Here is a 17,651-nt window from a genome sequence, read left to right on the forward strand (position 1 = left end):
GAATGATAGGTCGCATGAATTTTCAGATGCAACCCAAGTGCTGCGATGTGTTCACACACGCAACCCTGGGAGCCCCCCCGGCCCGGGGTTCAGGCCTTGACCCGGCGGATGTCGGCCCCCAGCTTTCGCAGCTTGCGCTCCAGGCGCTCGTAGCCCCGGTCCAGGTGGTAGATGCGGGCCACCTCCGTCTTGCCCTCGGCGCGCAGGCCCGCCAGGACGAGGGAGGCGCTGGCGCGCAGGTCCGTGGCCATGACGGGGGCGCCGGACAGCTTCTTGACGCCCTTCACCACGGCCGTGTGGCCCTGGATGGTGATGTCCGCCCCCATCCGGTGCAGCTCCGGCACGTGCATGAAGCGGTTCTCGAAGATGCTCTCCGAGATGACCGAGGTGCCGCTGGCCACCGTCATGAGTCCCATCAGCTGGGCCTGCATGTCCGTGGGGAAGCCGGGGTGCTCGGTCGTCTTCACGTCCACCGAGTTGACGACCTTGGGGGCCTTCACCCGCAGGCCCTTCTCCTCGGCGGTGATGGTGCAGCCCGTCTCGCGCAGCTTGAGGATGACGGACTCGAGGTGCTCGGGCTGGGCGTGCTTCACCAGCACGTTACCGCCAGTGATGGCCGCCGCGACCATGAGCGTACCGGCCTCGATGCGGTCCGGGAGGATGGCGTGGTCCACCGGCTTGAGGGACTCCACGCCGTCGATGGTGATGACGGAGGTGCCCGCGCCCTGGATGCGGGCGCCCATCTTGTTGAGCACCCGGGCGAGCTCCTCCACCTCGGGCTCGCGCGCGCAGTTCTCCAGCACGGTGCGGCCCCTGGCCAGCACGGCCGCCATCATGACGTTCTCCGTGCCCGTCACGGTGATGACGTCGAAGTTGACGGTGGCGCCCTTGAGCTGCTTGGCCCGGGCCTCGACATAGCCCTCGGTGAGGGTGATGTCGGCGCCCAGGGCCTTGAGGCCCTTGAGGTGCTGGTCGATGGGGCGGGCGCCGATGGCGCAGCCGCCGGGCATGGACACGCGGGCGCGGCCGAAGCGGGCCACCAGCGGGCCGAGCACCAGCACCGAGGCGCGCATCGTCTTCACCAGGTCATAGGGGGCCTCGGGGGTGATGGGCCCCTCGATGGCCACCTCGCACATGTCCTTCTGGCGGCCGGTGAGCCGCGCGGTGCCACAGCCCATGGTCTCCAGCACCTTGAGCATGGTGACCACGTCGGCCAGGTCCGGCACGTTGCGGTAGACGCTCTTGCCATCGGCCAGCAGCGCCGAGGCGAGAATGGGAAGCGCTGCGTTCTTCGCGCCCGACACGACCACCTCGCCCTGCAGCGGGTGGCCACCCTTCACGATGATCTTGTCCATCTGCTCCGTCTCACCCCGTGGCTAGACAGCCACGGGTTGTGTCCCAAATGCGAGGCGATCCCGCCGCTCCAGGTCCTTCTCCACCCGCGCGTCGTCGTAACCCGCGGCCTGGAGGAGGGCTTTCACGGCGTCGCCCTGCGTCTCGCCAATCTCCATTGCAAGCAGCCCGCCAGGTTTGAGGACGCGCCGGGCGCCCTCGATGACCTTGCGGATGAGCACCAGCCCGTCCGGTCCGCCGTCCAGCGCCAGGTGGGGCTCGCGGCGCACCTCGGCCGACAGGGTGGGTATCTCCGCCGAGGCGATGTAGGGCGGGTTGGAGACCACCACGTCGAAGCGGGCGTCCGGGGGCAGGGGGGCGTACAGGTTGCCCTGGAGCACCGTCACCCGCTCGGCCACGCCGAGGGCCTGGGCGTTCTCCCGGGCCAGCGCACAGGCGTCCGCGGACAGGTCCGTGGCCATCACGGTGGCCTGGGGACGCTCGGCCGCCAGGCTGATGGCGATGCAGCCCGAGCCGGTGCACACGTCCAGCGCCATTCCGGGGCCGTCCTTGGGCAGCTGGTGCAGGGCGGCCTCCACCAGCAGCTCCGTCTCCGGCCGGGGGATGAGCACCCGGGCGTCCACCTTGAAGGGGCGGTTGTAGAACTCGCGCACGCCGGTGAGGTACTGGGTGGGCTCGCCCGCCATGCGCCGCTCGATGAGGGCGCGGAAGGTGGCCAGCTCCGTCTTCTCCAGCGGCCGATCCAGGTCCACGTACAGCCGCACCCGGGTCGTCTTCAGCGCGTGGGCGAGCAGCACCTCGGTGGTGAGCCGGGGCGCGTCCACCCCGCGCTTCTCGAAGTGCTGGGTCGTCCAGGTGAGGATTTTACGGACGGTCCAGTTCTCGCCGCTCATGCGCTCGCGCCGGGGCCCTCGCCCATCTGCTGCTTGAGGGCCTCGGCCTGGTAGTGGGTGCGGCAGGCGGTGATGACGTCCTCGACCCCGCCGGACATGATGGCCGGCAGGTTGTGCACCGTGAGGCCGATGCGGTGGTCCGTCAGCCGGTCCTGCGGGAAGTTGTAGGTGCGGATCTTCTCCGAGCGGTCGCCGGTGCCCACCTGGCCCCGGCGCATGGAGTCGCGCTCGTTGCGGATGCGCTCCTGCTCGATTTCATAGAGCTTGGCGCGCAGCATGCGCTCGGCCATGGCCCGGTTCTTCGTCTGGCTCTTCTCCTGCTGGCACTTCACCACGATGCCGGAGGGCTTGTGGATGAGGCGCACCGCGGAGTCGGTGGTGTTCACGCTCTGCCCGCCGGAGCCCGTCGAGCGCATCACCTGCATCTCGATGTCCGCCGGGTTGAGCTTGATGTCCACGTCCTCGGCCTCGGGCATCACCGACACGGTGATGGTGGAGGTGTGGATGCGGCCCTGGGCCTCGGTGGCCGGCACGCGCTGCACCCGGTGCACGCCCGACTCGTACTTCAGGTGGCTGTAGACACCGTCCCCCGAGAGCATGATGGACACGTCCTTGACGCCGCCCACGCCGCCCGCGCTCATGTCCATGATCTCCGCCTTCCAGCCCTTGCGGTCGGCGTAGCGGAGGTACATCTGCATGACCTCCTCGGCGAACAGGCCGGCCTCGTCTCCGCCCGCGCCGGCGCGGATCTCCAGGATGACGTTCTTGTCGTCATTGGGATCCTTGGGCAGCAGGAGGATCTTCAGCTCCGCCTCCATCTCGTCGCGCTGGGCCTTGAGGCCGGGCAGGGACTCGCGGGCGTAGGCCTTCTCGTCGGGGTCCGAGCTGCCGAGCCAGGCCTCGACCTCCTTGAGATCGGCGAGCACCTTGCGGTAGGCCCGGAAGGCCTCCACCAGCTTCTCCAGGCCGGCACGCTCCTTGGAGACCCGCTGCAGCCTGGCCGTGTCGGAGATGATGTCCGGGTTGGACAGGTCGGCGGTGAGCCGCTCGAACTTGCGCTCCACCTCTTCGAGTTTGTCAATCATCGGTCTGGGGTGGGGGTTGTGCCCCGTTGTCCGGCCACTGGCAAGGCCGGACGGGGTCAAGAAATTCCGTGGACTTCCGGGCCGGGAGCGTGAAAAAAGGGCGGTTCGCTGCCGCCAGTGCCAATGCGGCCCACTTCCGCCTATACGGAGTACCAGAAGATGCCTGCCCAGAAGGGAAACCGCAGCAAGAAGAAGCTGTCCAACCGCTCGGCCACGAAGAAGGCGTCGCTCAAGCGCCGCCGCGCTCGCGAGCGCCGCAAGTAGTTCTCCGCCTGCCTCCTCCCCTGGTCTCCGGGGGAGGGGGCGAGTAACCGTCTCCAACGCCGGACTCCCTTGGGGCGGACCCTCTCGGGGCAGCTTGACTCTTGCTTGCGCCCCCAAAGAGGCGGCGCCTACATTGCCCCGCGACTTCATGGCCAGGGAAAACGACAACATCGCGCTCTCCGACGAGCACAACTCGCGTGGCATCGAATTGGCCGATCGCGGGTGGCTGGATGAGGCGATCAAGGAGTTCAAGAAGGCGATCGATCTCGATCCCGACTCCGCCCACGCGCACGACAACCTCGCCACCGTCTACGCGGAGAAGAAGCTCTTCCGCGAGGCCCTCGGGGAGTACCTCACCGCCCTCAAGCTCGAGCCGGAGAGCCCCACCGCGCACTACAACCTCGCCTGCTTCCTGTCCTCCCACGCCGCCGAGATGGCCGTGACCGAGTACCGGGAGGCCATCGAGCTGGACCCCGAGTACCCGGACGCCCACCTCAACCTGGGCCTCACCTACGCGGACCAGGGCCGGATCGAGGAGGCCATGCGCGAGCTGCAGACGGCCATCGAGCTGGAGCCGCAGGACGCCTTCCCCCGGCACGAGCTCGCCGCGCTGCTCATGGACGAGGGGGACTACCGCTCGGCCATCACCCAGCTGAAGGAAGTGGTGCGGCTGGAGGCGGACAACTTCGAGGCGCACCTGGATCTGGGCATCTGCTACGCCCAGAAGGGCTTCTACGCCGAGGCCGAGCGCTCCTACGACAAGGCGCGCGCCCTCAACGCGGACGATCTGCTGCTCAACTACAACCTGGCCGCCCTGTACGCCCTCTGGGGCCGGCGGGCCGAAGCGTTGTCCTACCTGCAGAAGGCCGTGGCCGCGGATCGCCAGAAAGTGCAGGGTTGGCTGGCCACGGATACGATGTTCGACGCTCTGAAGGGCGACCCCGAGTTCGAGGCGCTCTTCTGAGCGTCTGAGCTCTCTCTATGGAATGGGTCTTCCTCGGGCTGGCGATCCTGCTGGTCTTCGCGAACGGGTTCTTCGTGGCGACGGAGTTCGCCATCGTGAAGGTCCGCCACACACGCCTGCAGGCGCTGGTGGACGAGGGCCGGCCGGGTGCTGGCGCCGCCATGAAGATGGTGGAGAAGCTGGACGCCTACCTCTCCGCCACGCAGTTCGGCATCACGCTCGCGTCACTGGGGCTCGGCTGGCTGGGTGAGCCGGCGTTCGCCCATCTGCTGGAGCCGGTGCTGAACCAGGTGGTGCCGGAGGCGGCGGGGCCCACGCTGGCGCACTCGCTGGCGGTGGCCATCGCCTTCGCCATCATCACCTTCCTGCACATCGTGGTGGGGGAGTTGGCCCCCAAGAGCTTCGCCATCCAGCGCGCCGAGGACACGACGCTGACGGTGGCCCTGCCCATGCGGCTCTTCTACTTCGTCTTCTACCCGGCCATCTGGCTCCTCAATGGCGTGGCGGGGTGGTTGCTGAGGGTGGCGGGCCTGCACGGTGCCCACGAGTCGCAGGAGGCCCACAGCGAGGAGGAGCTGCGCGTCATCCTGCATAGCTCGGCGCAGGCGGGCGCCATCACCACGGCGCGCGCGGAGCTGCTGGAGCGCTCGCTGGAGATGGCGCAGAAGACGGCCCGGCAGGTGATGGTGCCGCGCAACCAGGTGAAGTTCCTGGACGTGGAGGAGCCCCTGGACAAGTGCGTCGCGGACGCGCGCGCGGCCGGCCACACGTGGCTGCCGGTGGCCCGGGGCAACATGGACGAGGTGGAGGGGGTGGTGAACGTGAAGGACCTCTTCTTCCTCCTGTCCAAGGGCGACCTGCGCAGCCTCGCCCAGGTGCAGCGCCCGGTGCTCTACGTCCCGGAGCACGTGACGCTGGAGCAGCTGCTCAACGAGTTCCGCCGCCGCCGCCGGCAGATCGCCCTGGTGGTGGACGAGCACGGCGGCACCTCGGGGCTCGTCACGCTCGCGGACGTGGTGGCCGAGGTGGTGGGCGACGTGGCCGAGCTGGGCCGGCGGGTGGACGAGGTGCGCGCCCTGCCGGGTGGCCGCTTCGAGCTGCCGGGCACCGCCCAGCTGGATGACCTGGAGGACCGCCTGGACGTCTCGTTCGAGATCGACGACGAGGACGTCGAGATCACGACGATCGCCGGCTACATCATGGCCCGGCTGGGCCGCATCCCCGAGAAGGGGGACTCGCTCAAGCTGGACATGTGGCGCATCCAGGTGGAGGAGGTGGAGGGGCCGCGCGTGGTGCGGGTGACGGTCGAGCCCCAGGCGAGCCCCAAGCCCCCGGTGACCGCGGCGGTACCGGAAGTCTCCTGAGCCGTCCTGCCCGGCTCAGCCGAAGTTGTAGGCGAAGTCGACCCAGGGGACGGGGATGGGCAGGCCCGGCACGCGAATGCCGCCGAGGTCCACCGCCCAGCTCTCCCCGAAGGGGCGCACCGCCAGCGAGGTGACTGCGCACGGGGACGCTCGCCGGAGCCGGCTTCGATGTTCGGACCTGTAGCAGCCCGTAGTCTGGGTTTGGCCCGCCCGCTCGCCTGGAGAGCGGCCATGTCAGACCGGCCTGCTATGCCGCGAAAGCTCACACGAGGAGCGAGTGAGCGGACAGGCGCCCGAGCCCAGGTCGCCTGTGGAATCGATTGAGGAAGGGTAGGGTCTGTTCTCGCCCTGACAGCCCCCTGTCCGCCAGGCCGGTGGGCGCCATGCTTGCCTGCTCGCATATCGTCACGCATGGCAGGGTCATGCTTGATCGGCTGAGATCCAGCGTGCTACTCGTCTGATCGCTCCGAGGCCGATTTTTCGGCCTCCGGAACGCTTTTCCGCCCGCTCGCCCACCTTTCGGGAGCACGTCTCGACATGCGAATCAAGCGCCTGGATATCACCGGCTTCAAATCGTTCATGGAGCGCAGCGTCTTCACGTTCGATGACGGAGTGACGGGCATCGTCGGCCCCAACGGCTGCGGCAAGTCCAACGTGGTGGACTCCATCCGCTGGGTGATGGGCGAGCAGAGCGCCAAGAACCTCCGTGGCCGCGGCATGGAGGACGTCATCTTCAACGGCTCGGAGTCCAAGCCGCCCCTGTCCATGGCCGAGGTGTCCCTCACCTTCCACGTGGACGACACGGACGTGCTCCCCGCCCACCTCTCGGGCCTGCCGGAAGTCACCGTGACGCGCCGCCTCTTCCGCAGCGGCGAGTCCGAGTACCTCATCAACAAGACCACCTGCCGCCTGCTGGACATCACCGAGCTCTTCCTCGGCACCGGCGTGGGCACCAAGGCCTACTCCATCATCGAGCAGGGCCGCGTCGGTCTCATCGTCTCCAGCAAGCCCGAGGACCGGCGCAACCTCATTGAGGAGGCCGCCGGCGTCACCAAGTACAAGTCCCGCCGCAAGGCCGCCGAGCGCAAGCTCGAGGCCACCCAGGCCAACCTCCTGCGCGTCTCGGACATGACGAACGAGCTGGAGCGCCGCCTGGAGAGCCTGTCGCGCCAGGCCAAGAAGGCCGAGAAGTACAAGAAGCTCAAGGCGCGCATGAAGGAGATTGATCTGCACTCGGCCTCGCACCGCTTCCTGGCGCTGCACGCCGAGTCCAAGGTGCTGGTGGAGAAGCTCAGCAGCCTGGGCGGCGAGGAGCGCGAGAACCTCGAGAAGATGCGCGAGCTGGAGCTGGTCATCACCAACCGCCGCACCGCGCTGGAGTCCGAGACCGAGGCCCTCCAGAAGCTCTCCGCCGAGGTGCACACGCTGGAGAGCAACGTGCAGCGCGCGGACCAGGACCTGGCCTACTGGCGCAAGGACCTGGAGGAGACGAGCGCCCGGGTGGCGCAGTCCGAGGCCGAGCTGCACAACGTCCGCTCCCGCCAGTCCGAGCTGGCCGAGACCATGGCCTCCCGCGAGTCCGAGCTGAGCAACATCGCCGGCTCGTGGAAGGAGGACGAGGTCGCCATGAAGGTGGCGCAGGAGGAGCTGCGCCGGGTGAGCCAGCTGCAGGCGGAGATCTCCCTGCGCCTGGAGCAGGAGCGGGCCGCCGTCGTCACCGTGGCGAGCCGCCTGGCCAACCACGAGAGCAACCTCGTCAACCTGGCCCGCCAGAAGGCGGACCTGGAGTCCCGGCGCGCCCGCAACCGCGCCGAGGCGGACGCGCTGCGCGAGCAGGAGAAGCAGCTCGAGGACGCGCGCCAGCACGTGGCCCGCCGGGTGGAGGACAGCCGCCACCTGTCCATGGAGCTCGCCGAGCGCAAGGGCCACGAGGAAGAGGCCCTGATGCGCACGCGCCAGGCCTTCATGGAGAACGAGGTCCAGGTCATCGGCCTCCGCGAGGAGCTGAGCGACAAGCGCAGCCGGCTGGCCTCCCTGGAGGCGCTCCAGAAGGACTACGAGGGCTTCGACAAGGGCGTGCGCGCGGTCATGGTGCGCGCCGGTGAGGAGGCCCGGCAGCAGGGCATCTTCGGTCTGGTCGCGGACGTCATCTCCACCACGCCCCGCTACGAGCGCGCGGTGGAGGCCGTGCTGGGCGAGCGCCTGCAGCACGTCGTCGTGGAGAGCCGCGACAAGGGCGTGGAGCTGGTGGAGTACCTCAAGTCCGCCCTCGAGGGCCGCGGCAGCTTCCTGCCCGTGCCCACCCCCGAGCGCGTGCCCTCCGCCGTGCAGCCGGACGTGTCCCGCCCCGGCGTGCTGGCCCGCGCCCTCGACGAGGTGACGTGCGAGGAGGCTCTCAAGCCCGTGGTGCAGCTGCTCCTCGGGGACGTGGTCATCGTGGAGGACATGGCCGTGGCCAGGGCGTACGCCGAGGCCGAGGGTTCCTCCTGCACGCTCGTCACCCTGGACGGCGAGGTGTTCCGCCCCGACGGCACCATCATCGGCGGCGAGCGCGAGGGCGTCGCCGTGGGCGCCCTGCAGAAGAAGCGCGAGATTCTCGAGCTGGCCTCCGAGGTGGCCCGCGTCGAGGAGCGCTACAACGAGATCCTCACCCGGCACTACACCCTGCAGAAGCAGATGGGGGACACGGAGGACCTCCTCAAGGGGCTGGCGAAGAACCAGCACGCCGAGGAGCTGAGCCTCGCCAGCCAGGAGAAGGACCTGCACAAGGCGAGCGAGGACCTGGCGCGGGTGCGCGACCGGCTCCGGGCGCTGGACGCCGACGAGGCGCAGCTCACGCAGATGTACGACGGGCTGGCCCACGAGGAGGAGAACAGCCGCGGCGAGGTGGCGCACGGCCAGGCGGACCGCGAGGCCCGTGAGGAGCGCGTGAAGCAGCTGGTGGGCGAGCTGGAGTCGCTCAAGCAGCGGGCGGAGACGGCCACCCACAACCTCACCAGCCTCAAGGTGAAGGTGGCCGCCGGTGGCGAGCGCGGCGAGGCCGCCCGCAAGGAGCTGGAGAGCCTGCTGGCCCAGAAGGAGGAGATGGCCAACCGGGTGCGCAAGCTGGAGTCCACCGTGCGCGAGGGCTCGGCGCGGGTGGAGGAGTTCCAGCGCCGCATCGCCGAGACGGAGGCCGAGCGCGCCAAGAAGGCCGAGGACCTCGCGGTGACGGCCGGCGTCCTGGAGTCGCGGCGCACGGCGCATGGCACCGCCTCGTCCGAGGTGCGCGAGCAGGACAACGCGCTGCGCGAGCTGCGCACGAAGCTGGAGGGCCTCACCCAGGGCCTGTCGCAGATTACGTTGCGCGAGCGGGAGATCGCCCTGGAGCTGGAGCACCTGGTGGCCGGCATCCGCGAGCGGCACGGGACGGAGCTGCAGGAGGAGGTGCACAAGTACCACCTGCTGCCGTCGCTGAGCGAGGAGGCCGAGCAGGAGCTGAAGGACCTGCGCGCCCAGGTGGAGAAGATGGGGGAGATCAACCTCACGGCCATCGACGAGCACGCGGATCTGACGAACCGCTCGGAGTTCCTGCTGACGCAGAAGAAGGACCTGTCCGAGTCGATGGAGAAGCTGCAGGAGGCCATCCGGCGCATCGACGCGTCCAGCCGCGAGCGCTTCAAGCAGACGTTCGACATCGTCAACGAGAAGTTCCAGGCCATCTTCCCGCGCCTGTTCGGCGGCGGCCGGGCGAGCCTCGTGCTGACGAACGAAGGGCAGGGCGGCGAGCCGGGCGTGGAGATCGTCGCGCAGCCCCCGGGCAAGAAGCTGCAGAGCATGAACCTGCTGTCCGGTGGCGAGAAGGCGCTGACGGCCGTGGCCCTCATCTTCGCCATCTTCCTCATCAAGCCCACGCCCTTCTGCCTCCTGGACGAGGTCGACGCCCCGCTGGATGAGGGCAACGTGGGCCGCTACAACGACATGGTGAAGGAGATGAGCAAGCAGTCGCAGTTCATCCTCATCACCCACAACAAGCGCACCATGGAAGTGGCGGACACGCTCTACGGCGTCACCATGGAGGAGCCGGGTATCTCCAAGCTCGTCAGCGTGAAGCTGCGCGAGGCCAAGGCGGCCAACGACAACATCACGGCGGCCTGACCCCCGCTCAACCCCTGCCGTCCAACCACCCCTCTCCCCTCGGGAGAGGGACGGGGTGCGGGTATCCGGCTCCCGGATTCCCCCCGTGTGAAGGCGCGAAACCTGACTCCAGGTCCCGCGCCTTCGCCGTTTCAGGAGGCTTCAGTCCTCTCGCCGTTTGGCGCGAGAGATCTCCCGGCCCATCCGGGAGCGGGCCCGCTCCAGCTGGCGCTGTTGCCGCTGCGCGGCGGGATCCGCTTGCCGGGCCTGCCAGGCCTGCTCGCGCCGCAGCTTCTCGTAGCTGGCCAGCCGCTCCTTGGAGAGCTCTCCGGTCTCCAGGGCGGCGCGCACCGCGCATCCCGGCTCACCCCGGTGGGTGCAGTCCCGGAAGCGGCAGCCGCCGGCCAACGCGAGGATGTCCGCGAAGGCGTGCTCGAGCCCTTCCTCCTCGCCCCACAGCCCGAGCTCGCGCATGCCAGGCCCATCGATGAGCAGCCCTCCGTGGGGCAGCACGAACAGCTCCCGGTGCGTGGTGGTGTGGCGGCCCCTGTCGTCGTCGGCGAGGACGGACTGGGTGGCCAGACGCGACTCGCCCAACAGGTGGTTGACGAGGGTGGACTTGCCCACGCCCGAGGAGCCGAGCATCGCGCCCGTCCTTCCGGCGGGGAGTTGTGCACGCAGCGCCTCGAGCCCCTCCCCGGTGTGCGTGCTCAGCGCGAGCACGGTCACTCCGGGGGCGAGGGCCTCGACTTCGAGCACCCGGGTGGCCGCCTCCGGCTCGAGGTCCGCCTTGCTGAGCACCACCACGGGCGTGGCTTCACTGTTCCACGCCAGGGTGAGCGCCCGCTCGATGCGGCGGGGGTTGAAGTCGCCATCCAACCCCGTCACGAGGAACACCACGTCGAGGTTGGCGGCGATGGGTTGACCCGCGTGCTCGTGGCCCGCCTCGCGCCGCATGAGGACTCCGCGGCGGGGGAGGACGGCGTGCAGCAGGGCCTCGCCTTCGCCGGGAGGCAGTTGCACCGCGACCCAATCGCCGATGGTGGGCAGGGACTCGGCGCTGGCCGCGTGGTGGAGGATCCGTCCCGAGGGCCGCGCGAGCACGGTCCTCTCCGCGGTCTGGACGGTGAGCAGCCCGCGGTCCTGGCGCACGACGCGCCCGGGGATGAGGGAAGGGGAGGACTGGGTGAGGAACTGCGAGAAGGCGGAGGTGAGGTCAGGACCCCAACCGAGGGATTCGAGGAACACTGTGAAGGACTCCGGGCAGAGCGGTGCCGATGGCGCACTTTTGAATTCAAGGGCGCCCAGCAAGGAGCGGGACCGCGCTGCGTCGGACCTTCGGCCGGCTAGGCGGCCCGCGCCTCCTGGGCGAACAGGGCGTCAACCACGGCAAGCGCAATGGGAGCGTTCATGGAATCCTCCGGGGGCAAACCGCTTCTTCTGACTCAACCGACGCGGAAATCCTGACAATTTCCCTCGGGAGGGGGGCGGGCAACCCGGAAAGACAAAAGGCGCGGAACCCGTCGGGAGGGCTCCGCGCCTTCGTCATCCAGGGCCCCTCACGAGGCCCAGGTGGTCACTTGTAGCTGACCTTGGGGCAGGCACCCTGGTCGGCCTTGAGGCGCTCCTCGGCGCTCTTCACGTCCTGCTCGGCGGCGGTGACGGCCTCCTGCAGCTTGCCCTCCAGCTCACCCCAGGCCGCGTCCTTGGCCTTGAGCTCCTGCACGTTGGCCAGCGACTGCTGCTCCACCTGCAGCTGCGCGGTGAGGGCAGCCACCGAGCCCTTGGAGGCCTCGACGAGCGCGTTGCACTTGCTGGTCAGCTCCGGCAGCAGATCGTACTGCTTCTTCTGCGGCGTCTTCTGGAACCTGGTGATCACCGCCTCGTAGATCTCCGCCGCGTTGGCGCGGGTGCCGAAGGCCAGGGCCGTGTTCGCGGCGCGCTGATTGCGCAGCAGATCCAGCTGGTAGAAGCGCAGCTCGGGCGACATGTCCGCCGACATCTCGCTCGCCTGCGAGTGGAAGTGGGTGAAGCGGTAGGGGAACTTCAGCTCGGTCACCGAGATGTTGGCCGGCAGGGCCATCATCTTGGCCTGGAGGCAGGCGGCGAGCGCATCACCCTCGGGGGAGCCGGGGGAATCGAAGACGACCTCCGCCGGGTTCGGCACGCCCTTCTTCAGGTCCACCGTGGCCTTGAGCTGGGGCGGGATCTTCGTGCCGAAGGGGGCGTAGCACTCGCACCAGGTCGGCTCGGCGAGCCGCACCGTGCCCGAGAAGTCCGAGCCCGGGTTGATGCCGAACTTGACGGTGGCGCTGCTGCCCACCTCGTGGACGAAGGTGCTCTCGGACGTCACCGGCTGGGCGCCCTTGGGCAGGGCGGTGAGCGGCACGCGCGTGTCCACCACCTTCTGGATGCAGGCGGTGCCCTCGGGGGTGAGGTTCTCCCCGGAGATGGCGTGGGTGCCACCCTGGTCGGTGAGGGTGGTCTTCACCACCACGCGGGTGGTCTCGGCGCCACCGCGGGACTTGGGATCCACCAGGCACTCCATCACCTCGGGACGGGTGCTCAGGAGCGCGCCCACGAGGACGCCCTCGTTGGGAGGCTGGGGGAGGGTGAGGGCCTTGGGCTGGCACACCGCCACGTCGAAGGGCGGCTGGTTGGTGATGCGCATCCGCTCCTCGGTGGTGGTCGGGCCCGCCGGCTTCTTCTGGGCCTCCTGTACGCCGGCACAGCCGGTGACGGCGAGGATGGACGCGATGGCGATACGGCGCATCATGCTGGGGAATCTCCCTTGGGGTTGGGGAAAAGCGAGGGCCTATTTATCAAGGCCCTCGGCATTCTTGAGATCCTTCAACCGCAGCCCGTTCTTCTTGAGCAGGCGGTAGAGGCTCTGCATGGACAGGCCGGTGTGCTGCTCGGCCGTCTTCATGTCGAAGTTGGACACGCGCATGACCTCGGCGAAGTAGAGGCGCTCGAAGTCCGCCACCACCCGGTCCTTGGCCTCGTGGTAGGGCATGCCGGTGACGAGCGCGGCCACGCTGGTGGTGGGCTGCTGGCCCTCCGCCTTGCGCTCGGGCTGGGCCATGAAGTCCAGCCAGCTCACGTTGCCCGTCTCCTGCATGAGGGCGCCGCGCTCCAGCACGTTGCGCAGCTCGCGCACGTTGCCCGGCCAGTCATAGCCCTCGAAGAGGGCGAGCGTCTGGGGGGTGAGCTCGAAGGAGGACTTGAGGCCGCGCAGCAGGGACTGGGCGAGCACGGGGATGTCCTCGCGCCGGGTGCGCAGCGGGGGCAGGCGCACGCGCGCCACCGCCAGGCGGTAGTAGAGGTCCGCGCGGAAGCGGCCCTGGCGTACGTCTTCCTCCAGGTTGCGGTGCGTGGAGGCGATGACGCGCACGTCCACCTGCACCGGCGCCCCGTCCAGCGAGGGCACCTCGCGCGACTCCAGCACGCGCAAGAGCTTGGGCTGCAGCGACAGGGGCAGCTCCCCCACCTCGTCCAGGAAGAGGGTGCCGCCCTGGGCCGCCTCGAAGACGCCCTTGCCGCCCTCGTCGCCGTTGGAGCGCAGGCCGCCGAACAGCTCGCGCTCGGCCTTCTCCTCGGTGATGAGGTTGCAGTCCACCACCTTGAAGGGGCCGTGCCGCCGCCGCGAGTGCTCGTGCACCGCGCGCGCCGCCAGCTCCTTGCCCGTGCCCGTCTCGCCCTCCAGCAGGAGGTTCATGTCCTCCCGGGCGATGCCGCGCAGCTGCGCGAAGACGACGCGCATCTTCTCCGAGGCCGCCACCAGGTGGCCGAAGGCATCCGCTCCACCCGTCACCTCCACCTCGGTGGCGCGCGCCTCCTGCTTGATGGCCAGCTTCGTCTTGCCCACCATCACCTTGTCACCCGGCTGCAGCAGCGCCTGCATCACCTGATGACCATCCAGGAAGGTGCCGTTGCGGCTGCCCAGGTCGCGCACGATGATTCCCTTGCTGGTCCGCTCCAGCTCGATGTGCCGGCGGCTCACCGTCTGGTCGCTCAGCACCAGGTCGCTCGCCACATCCGAGCCCACGCGCAGCAGCGCATCCTGCGTGGTGACCTTCTTGCCCTTGTCCGGGCCGGCCACCACCTCCACCGTCCAGTCACGCACTTGAATCCGTGTCGAGCGAGCCTCGGGGCTCTGCACGGTCTGGGTGACCTCCGGCCTGTCGTCGATCATTGGCGTAGACCCTCCACCCGGGGCGGCGGACTGGGTACTTCCGCCAGCGTCGCGGGAGTTTCCTGTTTATGGGGCCGTTACGGCGGGAGCAAGCGTTAGTGTCCGAGTGTACGGACCCCTGCATCAGGGCGGCTGTAAAAAAGAAGCCGCCCGGGAGGTCCAGAGCCCTCCCGGGCGTGCGTGCTTCATCGGGTATCCGGGGTCCGTCAGTACCTGGAGGGTGAGTCGCTGGCCGGGAAGGACTCCTTGGCCTGCTCGTCCACGATGTCATCCGAGGCGTTGCCACCGGACTTCACCTGGGCGTTGGTCTGTGCGCCGGCCGAGCGGCGCGCCTTCTTCGTGTCCTGGGCTTGTACCGTCTTCTGGCCGCCGCTGATGCCGCCGCTGGCCTTCACGCCCCCGGTCCGCGCCAGCCGCGCGCCCAGCAGGTTCTTCGCGCGCTCGGCCAGGTCCTTCTGGGCCTCCTGGTAGTCACGGAAGAAGTCCACCAGCTCCTGGTCCCCGCTCTGCTCGGCGTCCTGGATGTACTGGCCGATCTCCGAGGCGCCCTGGAGACAGTGGTAGAGCACGCTGATGACGTCGTAGTTCTCGTCCTGGGTTCCCGTGACCTGTTCCCCTGCCTCTGCCATCGTCCACCTCCGTGGGTGTGGAGTTGCTCCGGGCAACCTGCACACGGTGGAAGGGGGACGCCCGGGGAGCACGGCTGGCCGCCTGCTCCCGGAGGCGCGGAGCGGTGACTCAGGCCTGGAGCATCGGCTCGAGCCGCCCCTCGCTCTCCAGCCGGGCCAGGTCGGAGTAGCCACCCACGTGGGTGTCGCCGATCCAGATCTGCGGCACGGTCCGCTGGCCGCCGCTCATCTCCACCAGCTTCGACCGCATGTCGTCGTCACCGGTGACGTCCAGCTCCTCGTACTTCACGCCCTTGCGCGTCAGCAGATCCTTGGCCCGGACGCAGTAGCCGCAATAGGTGGTGGTGTAGATTTTCACGGGCTTCACGCATGTCCTCCTCGTGTCTTCCTCCAAACTAAGGGGGAGGGGGACGCCACGCCACCCGGCGTACGCTCGGCTCCCTGAAACGCGAACGGCCCCCGGCTCCACGAGGGAACCGGAGGCCGTCGCTGGAGGCACTCCCACGGACACCGGAGCGCGAGAGGCACCCGCGCTCCGCTGCCCGGGGGCGACTACATGCCCATGCCGCCCATACCGCCCATGCCGCCCATGCCGCCCATACCGCCGCCGGCGGGCATGTCCTTCTCCTCCTTCGGACGCTCGGCCACCATCGCCTCGGTGGTGAGCATCAGGGAGGCCACGGAGGCCGCGTTCTGCAGCGCGTAGCGGCTCACCTTGGCCGGGTCGATGACGCCGGCGGCCAGCAGGTCCTCGTAGACGCTGGTGGCGGCGTTGAAGCCGAACGAGCCCGTGCCCTCCTTGACCTTGTTGACGATGACGCTGCCCTCGAGGCCGCCGTTGCCGACGATCTGGCGCAGCGGCTCCTCGACGGCGCGGCGGATGATGTCCACGCCGAACTTCTCACCGGCCTCGACCTTGAGGGTGTCCAGGGCCTTGGAGCAGCGCAGCAGGGCCACGCCACCACCAGGCACCACGCCCTCCTCGACGGCGGCGCGGGTCGCGTTGAGCGCGTCCTCGACGCGAGCCTTCTTCTCCTTCATCTCGGTCTCGGTCGCGGCGCCCACGTTGATGACGGCCACGCCGCCCACCAGCTTCGCCAGACGCTCCTGGAGCTTCTCGCGATCGTAGTCGCTGGTGGTCTCCTCGATCTGGGCGCGGATCTGCTTCACGCGCGCCTCGATGTCCTTCTGCGCACCGGCACCGTCGACGATGGTGGTGTTGTCCTTGTCGATGGTGATGCGCTTGGCCTTGCCCAGATCCTGGAGCGTCAGCGTCTCCATCTTGATGCCCAGGTCCTCGGCGATCATCCGGCCGCCCGTCAGGGTGGCGATGTCCTCGAGCATGGCCTTGCGGCGGTCACCGAAGCCCGGCGCCTTCACGGCCGCCACGTTCAGCACGCCACGGATCTTGTTCACCACCAGGGTGGCCAGGGCCTCGCCCTCGATGTCCTCGGCGATGATCAGCAGCGGCTTGCCGGAGCGGGCCACCTGCTCGAGGATGGGGAGCATGTCCTTCATCGAGGAGATCTTCTTCTCGTTGATGAGGATGAGGGCGTCGTTGAGGACGACCTCCATGCGCTCCGGGTCCGTCACGAAGTACGGGGAGAGGTAGCCGCGGTCGAACTGCATGCCCTCGACCACGTCCAGGGTGGTGTCCAGGCCCTTGGCCTCCTCCACCGTGATGACGCCCTCCTTGCCGACCTTCTCCATCGCATCGGCGATGATCTGCCCGATGGTGGTGTCGCCGTTGGCGGAGATGGTACCGACCTGGGCGATCTCCTTCTTGTCCTTGGTCGGCTTGGCCAGCGTCTTCAGCTCGGCCACGATGGCGGCCACGGCCTTGTCGATGCCGCGCTTGATGTCCATCGGGTTGTGACCGGCGGCCACCAGCTTCGCGCCCTCGCGGAAGATGGCCTGGGCCAGCACGGTCGCGGTGGTGGTGCCGTCACCGGCCACGTCGGAGGTCTTGGAAGCCACCTCCTTCACCATCTGCGCGCCCATGTTCTCGAACTTGTTCTCCAGCTCGATCTCCTTGGCCACGGTCACGCCGTCCTTGGTGATCGTGGGGGAGCCGAACGACTTCTCGATCACCACGTTGCGGCCCTTGGGGCCCAGGGTGACCTTGACCGCGTCGGCCAGGATGTTCACGCCGCGGAGAATGGCCTCGCGAGCGCGCACGTCGAACAGAATGTCTTTCGCCATAGTGATGAATTCCTTTGGGTGGGTTGAGGAGCGGGGAAGGGGGACGACTACTTCTCGATCACGCCGAGCACATCCTCCTCACGGAGGATGAGGTGCTCCTCACCGTCGATCTTGATCTCGGTGCCCGCGTACTTGCTGAACAGGATGGTGTCGCCGGCCTTGATGTCGAGCGGGCGGACCTTGCCGTCCTCGAGGACCTTGCCGTTGCCGGCCGCGATCACCTTGCCCTCGATCGGCTTCTCCTTGGCCGAGTCCGGGATGATGATGCCACCCTTGGTCTTCTCCTCCTCCTGAACCCGCTTGACGATGATGCGGTCCTGCAGCGGACGAATCTTCATGGTGGTGCTCCTCCGTGAGTGCTCCCGCCCGCGGGGCGGGTCGGTGAAGAAAGGTGTTCGGGTTTGTTGGCAGACGAATGGGCCGAGTGCCAGCGGCCGCGGAACAATAATCACCGTCCGGGGGCTGTCAAGCCGTCCTGACGATTTTGCAAGACCTTGGGATTGCTGACGTTTGTGGGGGGCGCTGGCAGTCGCCGGCGTGGACTGCTCGCCGCGTAGGACCCCGTTGGCGGCGCCCCGAAAAAGCG

Annotated in this window: 13 protein-coding genes; 3 read left to right on the plus strand and 10 right to left on the minus strand. The window is 68.6% G+C overall.

The window, feature by feature from the left end; genetic code table 11:
- Positions 1-89: 89 nt before the first annotated feature.
- From murA to prfA, 3 genes are read right to left on the minus strand one after another with little or no spacing between them, the layout of a single operon-like run.
- Positions 90-1,355: a UDP-N-acetylglucosamine 1-carboxyvinyltransferase gene (gene murA / locus AC16DP_RS01140; RefSeq protein ID WP_329727753.1), complete on the minus strand. Its 1,266-nt coding sequence runs from the start codon at positions 1,353-1,355 to the stop codon at positions 90-92.
- Between the two features lie 21 nt (positions 1,356-1,376).
- Positions 1,377-2,246 carry a peptide chain release factor N(5)-glutamine methyltransferase gene (prmC, locus tag AC16DP_RS01145; RefSeq protein ID WP_329727754.1) on the minus strand — a complete coding sequence of 290 codons (870 nt, stop codon included), beginning with the start codon at positions 2,244-2,246 and terminating at the stop codon, positions 1,377-1,379.
- A complete protein-coding gene (prfA, locus tag AC16DP_RS01150) occupies positions 2,243-3,331 on the minus strand; it encodes a peptide chain release factor 1 (RefSeq protein WP_483956598.1) in 1,089 nt (362 codons plus the stop codon). Before prfA ends, prmC begins: the two co-directional genes overlap by 4 nt.
- A gap of 412 nt (positions 3,332-3,743) precedes the next feature.
- On the opposite strand from prfA, the gene AC16DP_RS01155 reads away from it, so the two are divergent.
- From AC16DP_RS01155 to smc, 3 genes are all read left to right on the plus strand, one after another.
- Positions 3,744-4,559, plus strand: a complete 816-nt coding sequence (locus tag AC16DP_RS01155; protein WP_329730347.1) for a tetratricopeptide repeat protein — start codon at positions 3,744-3,746, stop codon at positions 4,557-4,559.
- A gap of 17 nt (positions 4,560-4,576) precedes the next feature.
- Complete coding sequence (locus AC16DP_RS01160) at positions 4,577-5,923, plus strand: hemolysin family protein (RefSeq protein WP_329730348.1); 1,347 nt, start codon at positions 4,577-4,579, stop codon at positions 5,921-5,923.
- Positions 5,924-6,460: 537 nt separating this feature from the next.
- A complete protein-coding gene (gene smc / locus AC16DP_RS01165) occupies positions 6,461-10,060 on the plus strand; it encodes a chromosome segregation protein SMC (RefSeq protein ID WP_329730349.1) in 3,600 nt (1,199 codons plus the stop codon).
- Between the two features lie 141 nt (positions 10,061-10,201).
- Here the strand turns inward: smc and rsgA are convergent, their stop codons facing one another.
- The 7 genes from rsgA to groES form a co-directional block, all read right to left on the minus strand.
- Complete coding sequence (gene rsgA / locus AC16DP_RS01170) at positions 10,202-11,287, minus strand: ribosome small subunit-dependent GTPase A (RefSeq protein WP_329730350.1); 1,086 nt, start codon at positions 11,285-11,287, stop codon at positions 10,202-10,204.
- Positions 11,288-11,615: 328 nt separating this feature from the next.
- The gene (locus AC16DP_RS01175) at positions 11,616-12,815 is read right to left on the minus strand and encodes a hypothetical protein (RefSeq protein ID WP_329730351.1); all 1,200 of its coding nucleotides are present in this window, start codon (positions 12,813-12,815) and stop codon (positions 11,616-11,618) included.
- Positions 12,816-12,854: 39 nt separating this feature from the next.
- Complete coding sequence (locus AC16DP_RS01180) at positions 12,855-14,234, minus strand: FHA and sigma-54 interaction domain-containing protein (RefSeq protein ID WP_329730352.1); 1,380 nt, start codon at positions 14,232-14,234, stop codon at positions 12,855-12,857.
- Between the two features lie 206 nt (positions 14,235-14,440).
- Entirely contained in the window at positions 14,441-14,863 is a 423-nt protein-coding gene (locus tag AC16DP_RS01185; RefSeq protein WP_329730353.1) for a hypothetical protein, read from the minus strand.
- Between the two features lie 109 nt (positions 14,864-14,972).
- Complete coding sequence (grxC, locus tag AC16DP_RS01190; RefSeq protein ID WP_329730354.1) at positions 14,973-15,230, minus strand: glutaredoxin 3; 258 nt, start codon at positions 15,228-15,230, stop codon at positions 14,973-14,975.
- A 185-nt stretch (positions 15,231-15,415) separates the two neighbouring features.
- Complete coding sequence (groL, locus tag AC16DP_RS01195; RefSeq protein WP_329730355.1) at positions 15,416-17,065, minus strand: chaperonin GroEL; 1,650 nt, start codon at positions 17,063-17,065, stop codon at positions 15,416-15,418.
- A 47-nt stretch (positions 17,066-17,112) separates the two neighbouring features.
- Positions 17,113-17,403, minus strand: coding sequence for a co-chaperone GroES (gene groES / locus AC16DP_RS01200; protein ID WP_483956599.1), 291 nt, complete (start codon positions 17,401-17,403; stop codon positions 17,113-17,115).
- Between the last annotated feature and the right edge of the window lie 248 nt (positions 17,404-17,651).

It is taken from the genome of Archangium sp. (genome assembly GCF_057119385.1).

Bases quoted from the DNA above. Each gene is read 5' to 3' on its own strand.
- murA (WP_329727753.1), bottom strand. From the start codon at position 1,355: ATGGACAAGATCATCGTGAAGGGTGGCCACCCGCTGCAGGGCGAGGTG.
- AC16DP_RS01160 (WP_329730348.1), top strand. From the start codon at position 4,577: ATGGAATGGGTCTTCCTCGGGCTGGCGATCCTGCTGGTCTTCGCGAAC.
- groL (WP_329730355.1), bottom strand. From the start codon at position 17,065: ATGGCGAAAGACATTCTGTTCGACGTGCGCGCTCGCGAGGCCATTCTC.
- smc (WP_329730349.1), top strand. From the start codon at position 6,461: ATGCGAATCAAGCGCCTGGATATCACCGGCTTCAAATCGTTCATGGAG.
- groES (WP_483956599.1), bottom strand. From the start codon at position 17,403: ATGAAGATTCGTCCGCTGCAGGACCGCATCATCGTCAAGCGGGTTCAG.
- prfA (WP_483956598.1), bottom strand. From the start codon at position 3,331: ATGATTGACAAACTCGAAGAGGTGGAGCGCAAGTTCGAGCGGCTCACC.
- prmC (WP_329727754.1), bottom strand. From the start codon at position 2,246: ATGAGCGGCGAGAACTGGACCGTCCGTAAAATCCTCACCTGGACGACC.
- AC16DP_RS01175 (WP_329730351.1), bottom strand. From the start codon at position 12,815: ATGATGCGCCGTATCGCCATCGCGTCCATCCTCGCCGTCACCGGCTGT.
- AC16DP_RS01185 (WP_329730353.1), bottom strand. From the start codon at position 14,863: ATGGCAGAGGCAGGGGAACAGGTCACGGGAACCCAGGACGAGAACTAC.
- AC16DP_RS01180 (WP_329730352.1), bottom strand. From the start codon at position 14,234: ATGATCGACGACAGGCCGGAGGTCACCCAGACCGTGCAGAGCCCCGAG.
- AC16DP_RS01155 (WP_329730347.1), top strand. From the start codon at position 3,744: ATGGCCAGGGAAAACGACAACATCGCGCTCTCCGACGAGCACAACTCG.